This window comes from Streptomyces sp. bgisy159, from assembly GCF_057707805.1.
The window spans coordinates 100,178-114,075 of record NZ_JBYIQX010000026.1 but is presented as its reverse complement, the minus strand read 5'-3'; the positions used below and the strand labels follow the sequence as shown (position 1 = coordinate 114,075).

Genomic DNA, 13,898 nt, shown 5'->3' with positions numbered 1-13,898 from the left:
TTTGTCCCCCCTTCCTTGGGGGAGGGGGCCCCCAGTGCTGTGTCGGGCGGGGCGTCAGCGCCAGCTGTGCGGCGCCCGGAAGCCCGGCTCGCGCTCCAGGCGGCGCCAGCCGGCCTTCGCACGGCCGCGGTGCGCCGGGGTCTCGGCGGGGCGGGCGGCGGCGCGGGCGAGCAGGAGAGCCGTGATGGCGGCGACCTCCTCGGGCTCGGCGTGGCCCTTCTCTACGCGGATGTCAGGCGTGTTCATGGCTGTCAGTCTCCGTGGAAGAGGTTTCCGCGGGGGTGCCGCGGAAAGTCCGCTGGGTTACTGCGGGGGGTTGCCGTGCTTGCGGGAGGGCAGGTCGGCGTGCTTGGTGTGCAGCATCGCCAGGGACTTGATCAGGACCTCGCGGGTCTCGGCGGGGTCGATGACGTCGTCCACCAGACCGCGCTCCGCCGCGTAGTACGGGTGCATCAGTTCGGCCTTGTACTCCTTGACCATGCGGGCCCGCATGGCCTCGGGGTCCTCGGCGTCGGCGATCTGACGGCGGAAGATGACGTTCGCGGCGCCCTCGGCGCCCATCACGGCGATCTCGTTGGTCGGCCAGGCGTAGGTGAGGTCGGCGCCGATGGACTGGCTGTCCATGACGATGTAGGCGCCGCCGTACGCCTTGCGGAGGATGAGGGAGATGCGCGGCACGGTCGCGTTGCAGTAGGCGTACAGCAGCTTGGCGCCGTGCCGGATGATTCCACCGTGCTCCTGGTCCACGCCGGGCAGGAAGCCGGGTACGTCCAGAAGGGTGAGGATCGGGATGTTGAAGGCGTCGCACATCTGCACGAAGCGCGCGGCCTTCTCGCTGGCCTCGATGTCGAGGACGCCCGCGAGGCTCTGCGGCTGGTTGGCGACGATGCCGACCACCTGGCCGTCGAGCCGGCCGAAGGCGCAGATGATGTTGCGCGCCCAGCGCTCGTGGACCTCCAGGTACTCGCCGTCGTCGACGATCTCCTCGATGACCTTGGCCATGTCGTACGGCCGGTTGCCGTCGGCCGGGACCAGGTCGAGCAGGACGTCGGAGCGGCGGTCGGCGGGGTCGGAGCACTCGACGCGCGGCGGGTTCTCGCGGTTGTTCTGCGGGAGCAGCGAGAGGAGGTAGCGCACCTCGGCGATGCAGGTCTCCTCGTCGTCGTACGCGAAGTGGCAGACGCCGGAGGTCTCCGCGTGGACGTCGGCGCCGCCGAGCCCGTTCTGGGTGATCTCCTCACCGGTGACGGCCTTGACGACGTCCGGGCCGGTGATGAACATCTGCGAGGTCTCGCGGACCATGAAGACGAAGTCGGTCAGGGCGGGGCTGTAGGCCGCGCCGCCCGCGCACGGGCCCAGCATGACGCTGATCTGCGGGATGACGCCGGACGCCTTGGTGTTGCGCTGGAAGATGCCGCCGTAGCCGGCGAGCGCGGAGACGCCCTCCTGGATACGGGCCCCGGCACCGTCGTTGAGCGACACCAGGGGCGCGCCGGCCGCGATGGCCATGTCCATGATTTTGTGGATCTTGGTGGCGTGGGCCTCGCCCAGCGCGCCGCCGAAGATGCGGAAGTCATGGGCGTAGACGAAGACCGTGCGCCCCTCCACCGTGCCCCAGCCGGTGATCACACCGTCGGTGTAGGGCTTCTTCGCCTCCAGGCCGAAGCCGGTGGCGCGGTGCCGGCGCAGCTGCTCGACCTCCTGGAAGGAACCCGGGTCCAGCAGCAGCTCGATCCGTTCGCGGGCGGTCAGCTTGCCCTTGGCGTGCTGCGCCGCGGTCGCCTTCTCGCTGGGGCCGGCCAGTGCCTGCGCACGGATCTCGTGCAGCTCGGCGACCCGCCCGCGCGCGTCCGTCGGCTCCCCGGTCGGCTCGCCCGTCGTCTCTTCCAAAACGGTCATGTAGCGACCTTACGAAGACCACCAAGGAAAGCGAGCCGTCGACTCCGTACAGTCTCCGGCCCGTTTTCCTGGTACCCCTGAACAGAACCCGAGGGGCATGCAGGCTTTCCGACTGCTCAGAGGGCGTGTGCGTTGTGGGAGTCGCACAAAGTGGGGGTGGGGTGCGACGGCGCGGCACGGTTCACCCGCTGAGCCTAACCGCTCCGGCCGGCCCACCGGACACAGATGTTGAACATTGAACGGAATAGGTCTAGGGTCGAAACCGTTGAAGTCGTTGAACATTCAACGGGCCGGGTCTCCCGTCCCCACAAAGGAGCACATCATGGGCATCTTCGGCCGCAAGAGCGACGACACCACCGCACGGACCGCCACCCTGACCGCCGCCACCCCCGTCGGCGCCGCCGACCTCGCCGCCCTGACCGGCGACTACACCATCGACCCCGCCCACTCCACGATCGGCTTCGTCGCCCGCCACGCGATGGTGACCAACGTCAAGGGCAGGTTCAGCGAGTTCACCGGCTCGCTGCGGCTGGACGGCACCGACCCGGCCCGCTCCGCGGCCTCGCTCGACGTGACCATGGACAGCATCGACACCGGGTCCGCCGACCGTGACGGGCACCTGAAGAGCGCGGACTTCTTCCGGACCGAGGAGTTCCCGACGATGACGTTCCGCTCGACCCGGGCGGAGGCCCTCGGCGGCGACGACTACCGGATCACCGGCGACCTGACCATCCTCGGCGTCACCAAGCCGCTCACCATCGACCTGGAGTTCAACGGCTCCGCCAAGGACCCCTTCGGCAACGAGCGCGTCGGCTTCGAGGGCAAGGCGGAGATCCTTCGCTCCGAGTGGGGCCTGACCTGGAACGCCGCGCTGGAGACGGGCGGTGTACTGGTCTCTGACAAGATCAAGCTGAACTTCGACATCTCGGCCGTCCGGAACGCCGGCTGAGCCGCACCCCCGGTACCGGGCCTCCGCCCGAGCCGCGTCGGCGTCACCCCGAGCGCGCCCGCCTTCCCCTCCCCCGCGGAAGGCGGGCGCTCGGCGCGTCCGGGGTCCGTGCGCCCGGTACCGCCCGCGCGAGCACCGCCTCCAGCTTGCCCGGCGCCCGGACGACCGGGCCTCGCGGGCGGCGGGGTGCGGGTGCGGGGCCCGGAACAGGCCGAGCGTGACCCGGTAGCGGCCGGCGCGGCCGAACGCCTCGAAGGCCGCCCGGGCACGCGGCCGACGGGCCAACGCGGCGGCGAGGTCGTCGGGGACGGCCGCGTGGCGCTGCTCGTACGCCGCCGCCCAGGGCCCGTCCGCCCGCGCCGCCGCCACCTCGGCGGGCCCGGAGAGACGTGCCGGGTGCGGGGTAGGGCCGGCGCCAGGGCCAGGGTGCCTGGGCGGGGGCACCGGCGACCGGCGGCCTGAGGTGCCGGGGGCCCGGTGCCGCAGGAGCGGGGCGCCGACGACCGCGGCCTGGGGTGCCGGGCCCGGTGTCGGCTCCCCGGGCCTCCGCTCGGTTCCGTGCGGGTCAGAAGCCCCCGCCGAAGTCGCCTCCCCCGCCGCCGAAGCCGCCGTCGAAGCCGCTGCCGTCGAAGCCGCCGCCGAAGTCACCGGGGTCGAAGTCCGCGCCGGAGACGTCGCCGCCCGCGTAGCCGGCGGCGCCGAAGTCGCCGTAGCCGGTGCCGTAGTCGGCCGCGTAGGACGGGGTGGCCATCATGCCGCCGAGCATGGTCCCGACCAGCAGGCCGGGCAGGAGGCCGCCGCCGAAGTAACCGCCGGCCCACGGGCCGTAGGCGGGGCCGGCCTCCCAGTAGGGGCGGCGGCCGTCGTCGCTGTCGACCTCGCGGATCACCGGGTCGCGGCCGTCGGCCAGCCGGGTCCGGTCGGCGGCGCAGACCGGGACCTCGCGGGGCGCCCCGCGGGGCGGGGACCAGGTGGCGTCGGCGACCGAGGGGCCGTGCCGGGGGTCGAAGAAGCAGGGCGGCCGGCGTTCGGGCAGCGGACGCCCGTCACGGCGGGAGGCCAGCTGGGCCAGGCTGAAGCGGCCGTCCTCCAGGGCCTCGGTGACAGGCCGCACGTCCTCCGGCCGGGCCGCGGCGGCCATCGCCGACTTGGCCTGGTCGTAGGCGTCCAGCGCTCGTTCGTAGTCCGCGCGCATCGCGTCGTCGGCACCGGCCTCGGCGGGGTGGAAGTCGAGCCGGTCGAGTTCCTCACCGAAGGCGGTGATGTCCTCGTCGACGACGACCCGCAGCCTCTCCAGGGCGGCCCGCCGTTCCTCCTCGTGGCGGCGGCGGTTGCGCCGGATCAGGGCGTACGCCCCGGCGCCCCCCGCGACGAGGACCGCGCCTGTGGTGATCAGGGCGGTCGCGGAGACGCCGGTGCCGTCGCCGCCGGACCAGGAGGCCGGGGCGGATCCGCCCATGTTGGCAACGGCCCGGTCGGTGAACTCGGTCAGCTGGGTGGCGGCGTCGCTCTCGCCGCGGACGCTGTCGACGAGGTTGCGCACGGCCGTGTTCGACAGGACGGCGGAGTCGGCGCGGGCGTCGAAGCGGTCGCCGAGGCGGACGGCGTACAGGCCGGTGATGCCGGTGGCGGTGCGCAGGTCAGCGAAGAGCCGCTCGGTGGGCTGGTCGGCGGGCAGGACGGCGACGAAGAGCGGCTTGTCGGCGTTCTCGATGCGCCGGCTCAGCGCCTGGACCTCGGACGGGGACAGCTGGTCGGTGGCGGCCGGGTCGACGTAGACGGGATCCTCACGCAGGGCCGCGGCGATGGCGGAGACGCTGGTCTGCGCGGGCGCACCGGGCGCCGCGCGCGCTTGCGGGGCGATCGCCGGGAGCAGGGCCAGGGCGGCGAGCGCCAGCGCGAGCAGCAGTCCGGCGAGGGCGCGGACCGGTATCGCGACCTTCATACCTCGAAGCTACCTGAATACGCCCCAATACGGACATTCGGCGGCAAGTCAAGGAGCGAGTCCGCCGGGGCCGGCCGCCCGGCCGGCCCCGACCGACGTACGCGCCGACGCCGGACTACTCGGCCGGGGCCACCCCCGCGCGCAGCAGCCCGTACGTGTACGCGTCCTCCAGGGCCTGCCAGGAGGCCGCGATGACGTTCTCGGCGACGCCCACCGTGGACCACTCGCCGGTGCCGTCCGTCGTGGAGATCAGGACGCGGGTGGTGGACTGGGTGCCGTGCACGCCCTCCAGGATGCGGACCTTGTAGTCGACGAGGTCGAGCTTGGCCAGCTCGGGGTAGATCTTCTCCAGGCCGACGCGCAGGGCGCGGTCCAGGGCGTTGACCGGGCCGTTGCCCTCGGCGGTGGCGACGATGCGCTCGCCCTTGGCCCACAGCTTGACGGTGGCCTCGTTGGCGTGGGTGCCGTCGGGGCGGTCCTCGACGATGGCACGCCAGGACTCGACCGCGAAGTACCGCAGCGGCCGGCCCTGCACCTCGGAGCGCAGCAGCAGTTCGAAGCTGGCGTCGGCGGCCTCGTACGTGTAGCCCTCGAGTTCGCGCTCCTTGACCCGCTCGACGACGCGGCCCACCAGTTCGCGGTCGCCGCCGAGGTCGACGCCGAGTTCCTTGCCCTTGAGCTCGATCGAGGCGCGCCCGGCCATGTCGGAGACCAGCATCCGCATGGTGTTGCCGACCCGCTCGGGGTCGATGTGCTGGTACAGGTCCGGGTCGACCTTGATGGCGGAGGCGTGCAGGCCGGCCTTGTGCGCGAAGGCGGAGACGCCGACGTAGGGCTGGTGGGTGGAGGGGGTGAGGTTGACGACCTCGGCGATGGCGTGCGAGATCCGGGTCATCTCCCGCAGCCGGCCCTCGGGGAGGACCTGCTTGCCGTACTTCAGTTCCAGGGCTGCGACGACGGGGAAGAGGTTGGCGTTGCCGACGCGCTCGCCGTAGCCGTTGGCGGTGCACTGCACGTGGGTGGCGCCGGCGTCGACGGCGGCGAGGGTGTTGGCGACCGCGCATCCGGTGTCGTCCTGGGCGTGGATGCCGAGGCGGGCGCCGGTGTCGGCGAGGACGGTGGAGACCACCGCCTGGATCTGCGCCGGGAGCATGCCGCCGTTGGTGTCGCAGAGCACCACGACGTCCGCTCCCGCCTCGGACGCGGCGCGGACGACCGCCTTGGCGTACTCGGGGTTGGCGCGGTAGCCGTCGAAGAAGTGCTCGCAGTCGACGAAGACGCGGCGGCCCTGGGCGCGCAGGTGGGACACCGTGTCGCGGATCATCTCCAGGTTCTCGTCGAGGGTGGTGCGCAGGGCCAGTTCGACGTGCCGGTCGTGGGACTTGGCGACCAGGGTGATCACCGGGGCGCCGGAGTCCAGGAGCGCCTTGACCTGCGGGTCGTCGACGGCCTTCGCGCCGGCGCGGCGGGTGGCGCCGAACGCGACCAGCTGGGCGTGCCTGAAGTCGATCTCCTGCTGTGCGCGGGCGAAGAACTCGGTGTCGCGGGGGTTCGCGCCGGGCCATCCCCCCTCGATGAAGCCGACGCCGAAGTCGTCCAGGTGCCGTGCGATCGCGAGCTTGTCGGCGACGGTGAGGTTGATGCCCTCGCGCTGCGCGCCGTCGCGCAGGGTGGTGTCGAAGACGTGGAAGGAATCGTCGAGCTCGCTGCTTGCCGTCTCGGTCATGGTCTCAAGGCTCCTGAAACTGAGATCTCGGTCTACCGGAATGACCGGCTCCACCGTCCCCCCATGGTCCCTCGCGCTCTCGCTCCCGGCTGTGGGTGGGCCAGAAAAAGCGAAAAACCCCTCGCGGGTGCGAGAGGTCTGCGCGCGGGTCGAGGACGACGGTGTCCGCCCGTACGTGGTCGTACCTGGCGGTCACTGCGGACCGGCGCGCCTGCTGCCAATAATCATGGCGAACGAGAGCACGGGGGCAGTCTGGCACAAAGTGTCCCCGCGCTCACCGTCCGTCTCAGGATGCGGTCAGGCGTCCCGCGCCAGCAGGGAGCCGGCGATGAACTCCCCGACGTGGCCGAGAACCTGCTCGCGGTCGGTGCCGCGCAGGCCGATCGCCACGTGGATGGAGAACCCGTCCAGCAGCGCGCGCAGCCGGGCGGCGAAGCGGTCGGCGTCGACCGGGCGGAACTCGCCGCGCGAGACGCCCTCGGCGAGCAGCGCGGCCAGGTCACGGTGCCAGGCGCCCTCGATGGCGGCCTGGCGGTCGCGGGCGTCGCCGTCCGCGTTCAGCGAGCGGTTCCACACCTCCAGCCAGAGCGTCCAGTGCGGGTCGCGGTGGCCGTCGGGGACGTACAGGTCGACGTAGGCGTCGAGCCGTTCGCGGGCGGACAGGTCCCGGGTGAGCAGGCGCCCGCGCTCGGCGCCCAGCCGACCCTCGCTCCACTCCAGGGTCTGCAGCAGCAGTTCGTCCTTGGAGCGGAAGTAGTAGAGGAGGTGTCCGCTGCTCATGCCGACCTCGCGGCCGAGGGCGGCCATGGTGAGCTTCTCCAGACCGCGCTCGGCGATCATCGCCATGGCGGCGGCGAGGATCTGCTCGCGCGCGGGGGCCGGGGTGCGGCGGGGCGTGCTCATAGGGCGGCGCCGGGCGAAGCGGGAACGTTCACCCGTATGTTCTACCTGACCGGCGCCTTGGGCTGCTGCTGGGTGATGCAGTGGATGCCGCCGCCGCCCGCGAAGACGGTGCGGGCGTCGACCAGGCTGACCGTGCGGTCGGGGAACAGCCGGCGGAAGATTCCGGCCGCGATCTCGTCGCGCGGGTCGTCGAAGGCGCAGAGCACCACACCGCCGTTGCAGAGGTAGTGGTTGATGTAGGAGTAGTCGGCCCAGTGCCCGTCGGCCTCCAGGACGGTCGGCGCCGGGACCTCAACGACCTCCAGGCGGCGGCCGCGGGCGTCGGTCTGTGCGCGCAGCAGGCCGACCATCTCCTTGGTCACCTCGTGGTCCGGGTGCGCCGGGTCGGGCTGGACGTGGGCGACGACCACGCCGGGACGGGCGAAGGCGGCGACGATGTCGACGTGGCCGAGGGTGCCGAAGCCGTACGGGGGGTAGTCGCCGGTGAGGCCGCGCGGCAGCCAGATCGCCTTGCGGGTGCCGAGCATGGCGTGGATCTCGGTCTCGACCTGTTCCCGCGTCCAGTGCGGGTTGCGCTCGGGGCCGAGCTGCACGGTCTCGGTGAGCAGAACGGTGCCCTCCCCGTCGACGTGGATCGCACCCCCCTCGTTGACGAGGTCCGAGGCGTACGTCGTCGTGCAGCCCGCGAGGTCGGCGACATGGGCGGCGATTTTCGCGTCGTGCTCCCAGCGGGCCCACTCCTGGGCGCCCCAGCCGTTGAACGTCCAGTCCACGGCGGCGAGTTCGCCGCGGGCGCCGGTGAGGAAGGTGGGGCCGATGTCGCGCATCCAGGCGTCGTCGAGGTCGCGTTCGACCGTCTCGACGCCCTCGCCGAGGAGGGCGCGCGCGTCGGCGGACTGGCCCGGTCCGCACACCACCGTGACCGGTTCGAAGCGGCGGACCGCGCGAGCCACCGCCGCCCAGGCGGTGCGCGCGGCCGCCAGCGCCCCGGGGTCGTCGAAGGTGGGGTTGGGGCCCGGCCAGGCCATCCAGGTGCGTTCGTGCGGCGTCCACTCCGCGGGCATGCGGAAGCCGTCGGCGGCGGGGGTCGTCATACGGGTGTCCTTCACGGGAAAGGGGTGCCCTTCAGAGGAAGTAGAGGCGGTTGAGGGAGACCGAGTCTGCGGGCGCGGAGCGCAGCGGTTCGCCGTCGAGCGTCACCAGCCCGGTACTCCGGTCGACGTCGACCACTCCGGTACGGGAGTTCAGGCGCAGGTCGGCCGGGCCGATGCCGCGGGTGCCGCGCACGGCGACCCGGCGGCGGCGGGTCGGCATCGCGTCGTGGCCCCGGTCGACGGCGGCCTGCGCGACGAAGGCCACGGAGAGGTCGGCCGGGGTGGCGCCGTACGCCCCGAACTGGGGTCCGAGGACGAGGGGTTCGCAGGTGTCGGTGGCCGCGTTCGGGTCGCCCACCACGCCGTACGCCGGGAAGCCGGCCTTGAGGACGAGCTGCGGCTTGGCACCGAAGTACTCGGGGCGCCAGAGCACGATGTCGGCGAGTTTGCCGGCCTCCAGGGAGCCGACCTCGTGGGCGAGGCCGTGGGCGATGGCCGGGTTGATGGTCAGCTTGGCCATGTAGCGCAGGACGCGGTCGTTGTCGTGGCCGCAGTCGGGGGCGCCGAGTTCGGCCTTCATCTTGCCGGCCATGGCGAAGGTGCGGCGGACGGTCTCGCCGGCCCGGCCCATGCCCTGCGCGTCGGACGACGTGATGCCGATGGCGCCCAGGTCGTGCAGCACGTCCTCGGCGCCCATGGTGCCGGCGCGGATGCGGTCGCGGGCCATGGCCGCGTCGCCGGGCAGGTCGGTCTTGAGGTCGTGGACGGAGACGATCATGCCGTAGTGCTCTGCGACGGCGTCCCGGCCGAAGGGCAGGGTCGGGTTGGTTGAGGAGCCGATGACGTTCGGCACGCCGGCCATCTTCAGGACGTTGGGGACGTGTCCGCCGCCGCAGCCCTCGATGTGGAAGGCGTGGATGGTGCGGCCCTCCAGGACGCGCAGGGTGTCCTCCACGGACAGGCACTCGTTGAGGCCGTCGCTGTGCAGGGCGACCTGGACGTCGTGCTCCTCGGCGACCCGAAGGGCGGTGTCCAGGGCGCGGGTGTGGGCGCCCATGTCCTCGTGGACCTTGAAGCCCGAGGCGCCACCCTCGGCCAGGGCCTCGACGAGGGGCGCCGCGTGGGAGGACGAACCCCGGGCGAGGAAGCCGATGTTGACCGGCCAGGCGTCGAAGGCGCCGAACGCGTGCCGCAGCGCCCAGGGTGAGTTGACGCCGACGCCCCACACCGGCCCGAACTCCTGCCCGATGACCGTGGTGACACCGGAGGCCAGCGAGGCCTCCATGATCCGCGGGGAGAGCAGGTGGACGTGGGTGTCCACGGCGCCGGCGGTGGCGATGAGTCCCTCGCCGGAGACGATGGAGGTGCCGGTGCCGACGACGACGTCCACCCCGTCGAGGGTGTCGGGGTTGCCGGCCCGGCCGACGGCGTGGATGCGGCCCTCGCGGATGCCGATGGACACCTTGCGGATGCCCAGCACGGCGTCGACGACCACGACGTTGCTGATGACCACGTCGCAGGTGTCGCGGACGGCTGCGGCCTTGAGGTGCAGTCCGTCGCGGGCCGTCTTGCCGAACCCGGCGAGGAACTCGTCGCCGGGTCGCTGGGCGTCCGACTCGACGCGGATCGTCAGCCCCGAGTCCCCGAGCCGGACCCGGTCCCCGGCGCGCGGGCCGTGCGTGGCGGCGTACTCGTACGGCGTGAGGCGCCGCGCCGGTGCCGGATGTCCTCCTGGACGGCTCATCGCTCGGCCTCCTCGCCGGGTGTCACGGAAACGCTCGGGCAGCCACGGGCGGCGGCACGGCGCGGGGCGTCGGGCACGGTCGGCGGGGCGTCGGGCACTGTCGGCGGGCCGCCGGCGAAGCCGGCCCGCGCACCCCGGACCCCGCCCCGCCCGGTTCGCGCCGAGCGCCGGGTGCCGGTCGGGCGACCTCCTCGGCGGCTCATCGCCCGGCCTCCTCGCCCACGATCGCGGGAACGCCGAGGTAACCGCAGGCCGCCGCACGGCGCAGGGCCTCTTCGCGGGCGCCGGGGGCGTCCAGCGGGCCGTCGACGAGACCCGCGAAGCCGATGGCGATCCGGTCGCCGCCGATCGGCACCAGCCCGACCTCGCCGCTGTCGCCCGGTCCGAAGCGGACCGATGAACCGGCGGGGACGGCGAGGCGCATGCCGTAGGCGGCGGTGCGGTCGAAGTCCAGGCGCGGATTGGCCTCGAAGAAGTGGAAGTGGGAGGTGACGGAGACCGGCACGGTCGCGGTGTTGGTGACGGTGAGCCGTACGGCGGCCGCCGGTTCGGTGTATCCGGGGCCGGGCAGCAGCGCGCCGGGGGCGTCCCCGCCGAGGCCCCCGCCGATCGGGGCGGTCACCACGGCCAGCCGTGAGCCGTCGTCGAAGACGGCCTCGACATGGACCTCGGTGACCACGTCGGCGACGCCCGGCAGGACGTCGTCCGGGCCGAGCACCGCGCGGGCCCGCTCGACGGCCTCGGCGAGGCGGGCGCCGTCGCGGGCGGCCTCGCAGACCGTGTCCGCGATCAGGGCCGTGGCCTCGGGGACGTTCAGCCGCAGCCCCCTGGCGCGGCGGGCGCGGGCCAGCTCCGCGGCTCCGAAGAGCAGCAGGCGGTCACGCTCGGTGGGGGTCAGTCTCATGCTCCGGGCACCTCCTTGCCTGGGCCACCTTAGAACATGAATCTAAACCAAGGAAGCCATAGATTGAGGCGCTTCACCTGTTGACCACCGTCCCATGATGACTCACATTGAACGTCGCTCTAACATGCCGACGGCGGCCGACCGAAGGAGACCTGCCATGCCGATGGAACAGCGCGGAGTCGACACCATCCCCGAGGAGGAACGCACCAGCGGACCCCGTGACCTGGTGTCGATCCTGCTCGGCTCCAACCTCTGCCTGGGCGTGATCGTCTTCGGCTGGCTGCCCCCGTCCTTCGGCCTCGACTGGTGGTCGTCGGTCACCTCGGTCGTCGTCGGCACACTGGCCGGCACCGCTCTGACCGCCCCGCTGGCGCTGATCTCGCTGCGCACCGCGACCAACCTGTCGACCTCCTCCGGCGCCCAGTTCGGCGTCCGCGGCCGGCTGGTCGGCTCGGTGGTCGGCCTGCTGCTGGCCCTCGGCTACACCGCGCTGACGGTGTGGATCGGCGGTGATGTGATGGTCGGTGTCCTCGGCCGGCTGTTCGGCCTGCCCGCGGACGGGGTGTCGTACGGCGTGATCTACGCGCTGCTCGCGGCGGCCACCGTCGCGGGCGCGGTCTACGGCTACCGGGTGCTGCTGGCGATGTCCCGGGTGCTGGCGGTGGGGATGACCGCGCTGCTGGTCCTCGGTGTGATCGCGTACGCCCCCGGCTTCACCACCGCCGCGCTGCCGGACGCCGGCGGCTATCTGCTGGGCGGTTACTGGCCGACCTGGCTGCTCGCCATGGTCGCGGCCGGACTGTCCGGGCCGATCGCCTTCATCACGCTGCTCGGCGACTACACGCGCTACATCTCCCCGGCCCGACACTCCTCCCGTACGGTGCTGCACGCCACCTGGCTCGGGCTGGTCCTCGGCCTGCTGGTGCCCCAGCTCTTCGGCACGTTCACGGCCTACGCGGCGCGCGCCGCCCTGGACTACGCGGGGCCGCTCGTGGACGCGTCCCCCGCCTGGTACCTGCTCCCGCTGCTGCTGGCCGCCTCGGCCGGTTCGGTCGGCAACGCCGGGCTGATGCTGTACTCGATGGGGCTGGACCTGGACGCGATCCTGCCGCGCGCCTCCCGGGCGCGGGCCACGTACACGGTGGCCGTGGTGGCGACGGCCTGCGTCTTCGCCGGCCACTACGCCTCCAGCGCGCAGGACGCCATGACGTCGTTCGTGCTGCTGCTGACCGCTGTCGGCACCCCGTGGGCCGTCATCACGCTGATCGGTTTCGCCCGCTGCCGCGGCGTGTACGACCCGGATGCCCTGCAGGTCTTCAACCGCCGCGCCCGGGGCGGGATCTACTGGTTCCACGCCGGCTGGAACATCCCCGCGACGGTGTCCTGGGCGCTCGGCGCGGCGGTCGGCCTGCTCGCCGTGTCGCTGCCGCGGTACGAGGGTCCGCTGCTGGCGCTGACGGGCGGGGTGGACTGCAGCTTCCTGCTGTCCGGGCTGGTCGGCGGCGCGGTGTACCTGGCGCTGACGCGCGGCCGGGAAAGCGGCGGGACCGCCCCGGAGGCACACTCCGGGGCGGTCCTGGCGGGCAGCGAGCTCTAGGGCCCGGCCGGCGTCAGGCCAGCTTGTGCATCCAGCCGTGCTTGTCCTCGGCGGTGCCGCGCTGGATGTCCAGCAGAGCCCGGCGCAGGCGCAGGGTGACCTCGCCGGGCTCTCCGCCGCTCTGCTGCCACTGGGCGCCGGTGCGCTTGACCGTGCCGACCGGGGTGATCACGGCGGCGGTGCCGCAGGCGAAGACCTCGGTCAGGGTGCCGTCCTCCGAGTCGCGCTGCCACTGGTCGACGGAGACGCGGCCCTCCTCGGCCTCGTAGCCGAGGTCGCGGGCGACGGTGAGGAGGGAGTCGCGGGTGACGCCCTCCAGGATGGAACCGGTGAGGGACGGGGTGACGATCTTGTCGCCGTACACGAAGTACAGGTTCATCCCGCCGAGTTCCTCGACCCACTTGCGCTCGACCGCGTCGAGATAGCAGACCTGGGCGCAGCCCTCGGCGGCGGCCTCGGCCTGGGCGAGCAGGGACGCGGCGTAGTTGCCGCCGGTCTTGGCGTCGCCCATGCCACCGGGGACGGCGCGGACGTGGTCCTCGGAGACCCAGATGGAGACCGGCTTGACGCCACCGGGGAAGTAGGCGCCGGCCGGTGAGGCGATCACCAGAAAGAGGTACTCCCCCGCGGGCTTGACGCCCAGCCCGACCTCGGTGGCGATCATGAAGGGTCGCAGGTAGAGGGACTCCTCACCGCCGTGCGCCGGGACCCAGCCCTCGTCCTGGCGGACCAGGGCGTCGCAGGCCTCGATGAAGGTCTCGACCGGCAGCTCGGGCATACCGAGGCGGCGGGCGGACGCCTGGAAGCGCAGGGCGTTCTTCTCCGGGCGGAAGGTGGCCACGGAGCCGTCGGGCCGGCGGTAGGCCTTGAGGCCCTCGAAGATCTCCTGGGCGTAGTGCAGGACCATGGTGGCCGGGTCGAGGGAGAGCGGCGCGTACGGGACGAGCTGCCCGTCGTGCCAGCCGCGGCCCTCGGTCCACTTGATCGTCACCATGTGGTCGGTGAAGTGGCGTCCGAAGCCGGGGTTGGCCAGGACCGCTTCGCGCTCCGCGGCGGAGAGCGGGTGGGCGGAGGGCTTGAGCTCGATCGTGGGCGTCGTCATCAGTGGTTGTCCTTCACCGGTTGGTTGTGACGGGC

General features: G+C 72.6%; 11 protein-coding genes and 1 pseudogene. 2 read left to right on the top strand and 10 right to left on the bottom strand.

Annotated features, from left to right (window positions below):
* Positions 1-54: 54 nt before the first annotated feature.
* Positions 55-246 carry an acyl-CoA carboxylase epsilon subunit gene (locus tag AC3ET3_RS23830; RefSeq protein WP_432157226.1) on the bottom strand — a complete coding sequence of 64 codons (192 nt, stop codon included), beginning with the start codon at positions 244-246 and terminating at the stop codon, positions 55-57.
* A 57-nt stretch (positions 247-303) separates the two neighbouring features.
* Positions 304-1,899 carry an acyl-CoA carboxylase subunit beta gene (locus AC3ET3_RS23825; protein ID WP_432137824.1) on the bottom strand — a complete coding sequence of 532 codons (1,596 nt, stop codon included), beginning with the start codon at positions 1,897-1,899 and terminating at the stop codon, positions 304-306.
* Positions 1,900-2,221: 322 nt separating this feature from the next.
* Between AC3ET3_RS23825 and AC3ET3_RS23820 the strand changes: the two genes are divergently transcribed.
* Positions 2,222-2,848, top strand: coding sequence for a YceI family protein (locus AC3ET3_RS23820; protein WP_432157228.1), 627 nt, complete (start codon positions 2,222-2,224; stop codon positions 2,846-2,848).
* A gap of 210 nt (positions 2,849-3,058) precedes the next feature.
* Here AC3ET3_RS23820 and AC3ET3_RS23815 read toward each other — a convergent pair.
* From AC3ET3_RS23815 to ureA, 7 genes and pseudogenes are all read right to left on the bottom strand, one after another.
* Positions 3,059-3,217: pseudogene (locus AC3ET3_RS23815) on the bottom strand (YdeI/OmpD-associated family protein); the annotation flags it as partial.
* A 196-nt stretch (positions 3,218-3,413) separates the two neighbouring features.
* Complete coding sequence (locus tag AC3ET3_RS23810; RefSeq protein ID WP_432137826.1) at positions 3,414-4,793, bottom strand: hypothetical protein; 1,380 nt, start codon at positions 4,791-4,793, stop codon at positions 3,414-3,416.
* Between the two features lie 115 nt (positions 4,794-4,908).
* A complete protein-coding gene (gene cimA, locus AC3ET3_RS23805; protein ID WP_432137827.1) occupies positions 4,909-6,519 on the bottom strand; it encodes a citramalate synthase in 1,611 nt (536 codons plus the stop codon).
* Positions 6,520-6,816: 297 nt separating this feature from the next.
* Positions 6,817-7,422, bottom strand: coding sequence for a TetR/AcrR family transcriptional regulator (locus tag AC3ET3_RS23800; RefSeq protein ID WP_432137828.1), 606 nt, complete (start codon positions 7,420-7,422; stop codon positions 6,817-6,819).
* A 41-nt stretch (positions 7,423-7,463) separates the two neighbouring features.
* A complete protein-coding gene (locus AC3ET3_RS23795; protein WP_432137829.1) occupies positions 7,464-8,516 on the bottom strand; it encodes an agmatine deiminase family protein in 1,053 nt (350 codons plus the stop codon).
* A 31-nt stretch (positions 8,517-8,547) separates the two neighbouring features.
* Positions 8,548-10,260: an urease subunit alpha gene (locus tag AC3ET3_RS23790; RefSeq protein ID WP_432137830.1), complete on the bottom strand. Its 1,713-nt coding sequence runs from the start codon at positions 10,258-10,260 to the stop codon at positions 8,548-8,550.
* A 199-nt stretch (positions 10,261-10,459) separates the two neighbouring features.
* Positions 10,460-11,164 carry an urease subunit gamma gene (gene ureA, locus AC3ET3_RS23785; protein WP_432137831.1) on the bottom strand — a complete coding sequence of 235 codons (705 nt, stop codon included), beginning with the start codon at positions 11,162-11,164 and terminating at the stop codon, positions 10,460-10,462.
* Positions 11,165-11,321: 157 nt separating this feature from the next.
* Here ureA and AC3ET3_RS23780 point away from each other — a divergent pair, with 157 nt between their 5' ends.
* Complete coding sequence (locus AC3ET3_RS23780) at positions 11,322-12,761, top strand: cytosine permease (protein WP_432137832.1); 1,440 nt, start codon at positions 11,322-11,324, stop codon at positions 12,759-12,761.
* Between the two features lie 13 nt (positions 12,762-12,774).
* Here AC3ET3_RS23780 and AC3ET3_RS23775 read toward each other — a convergent pair whose 3' ends face one another.
* A complete protein-coding gene (locus AC3ET3_RS23775; RefSeq protein WP_435612835.1) occupies positions 12,775-13,863 on the bottom strand; it encodes a branched-chain amino acid aminotransferase in 1,089 nt (362 codons plus the stop codon).
* Positions 13,864-13,898: the final 35 nt, after the last annotated feature.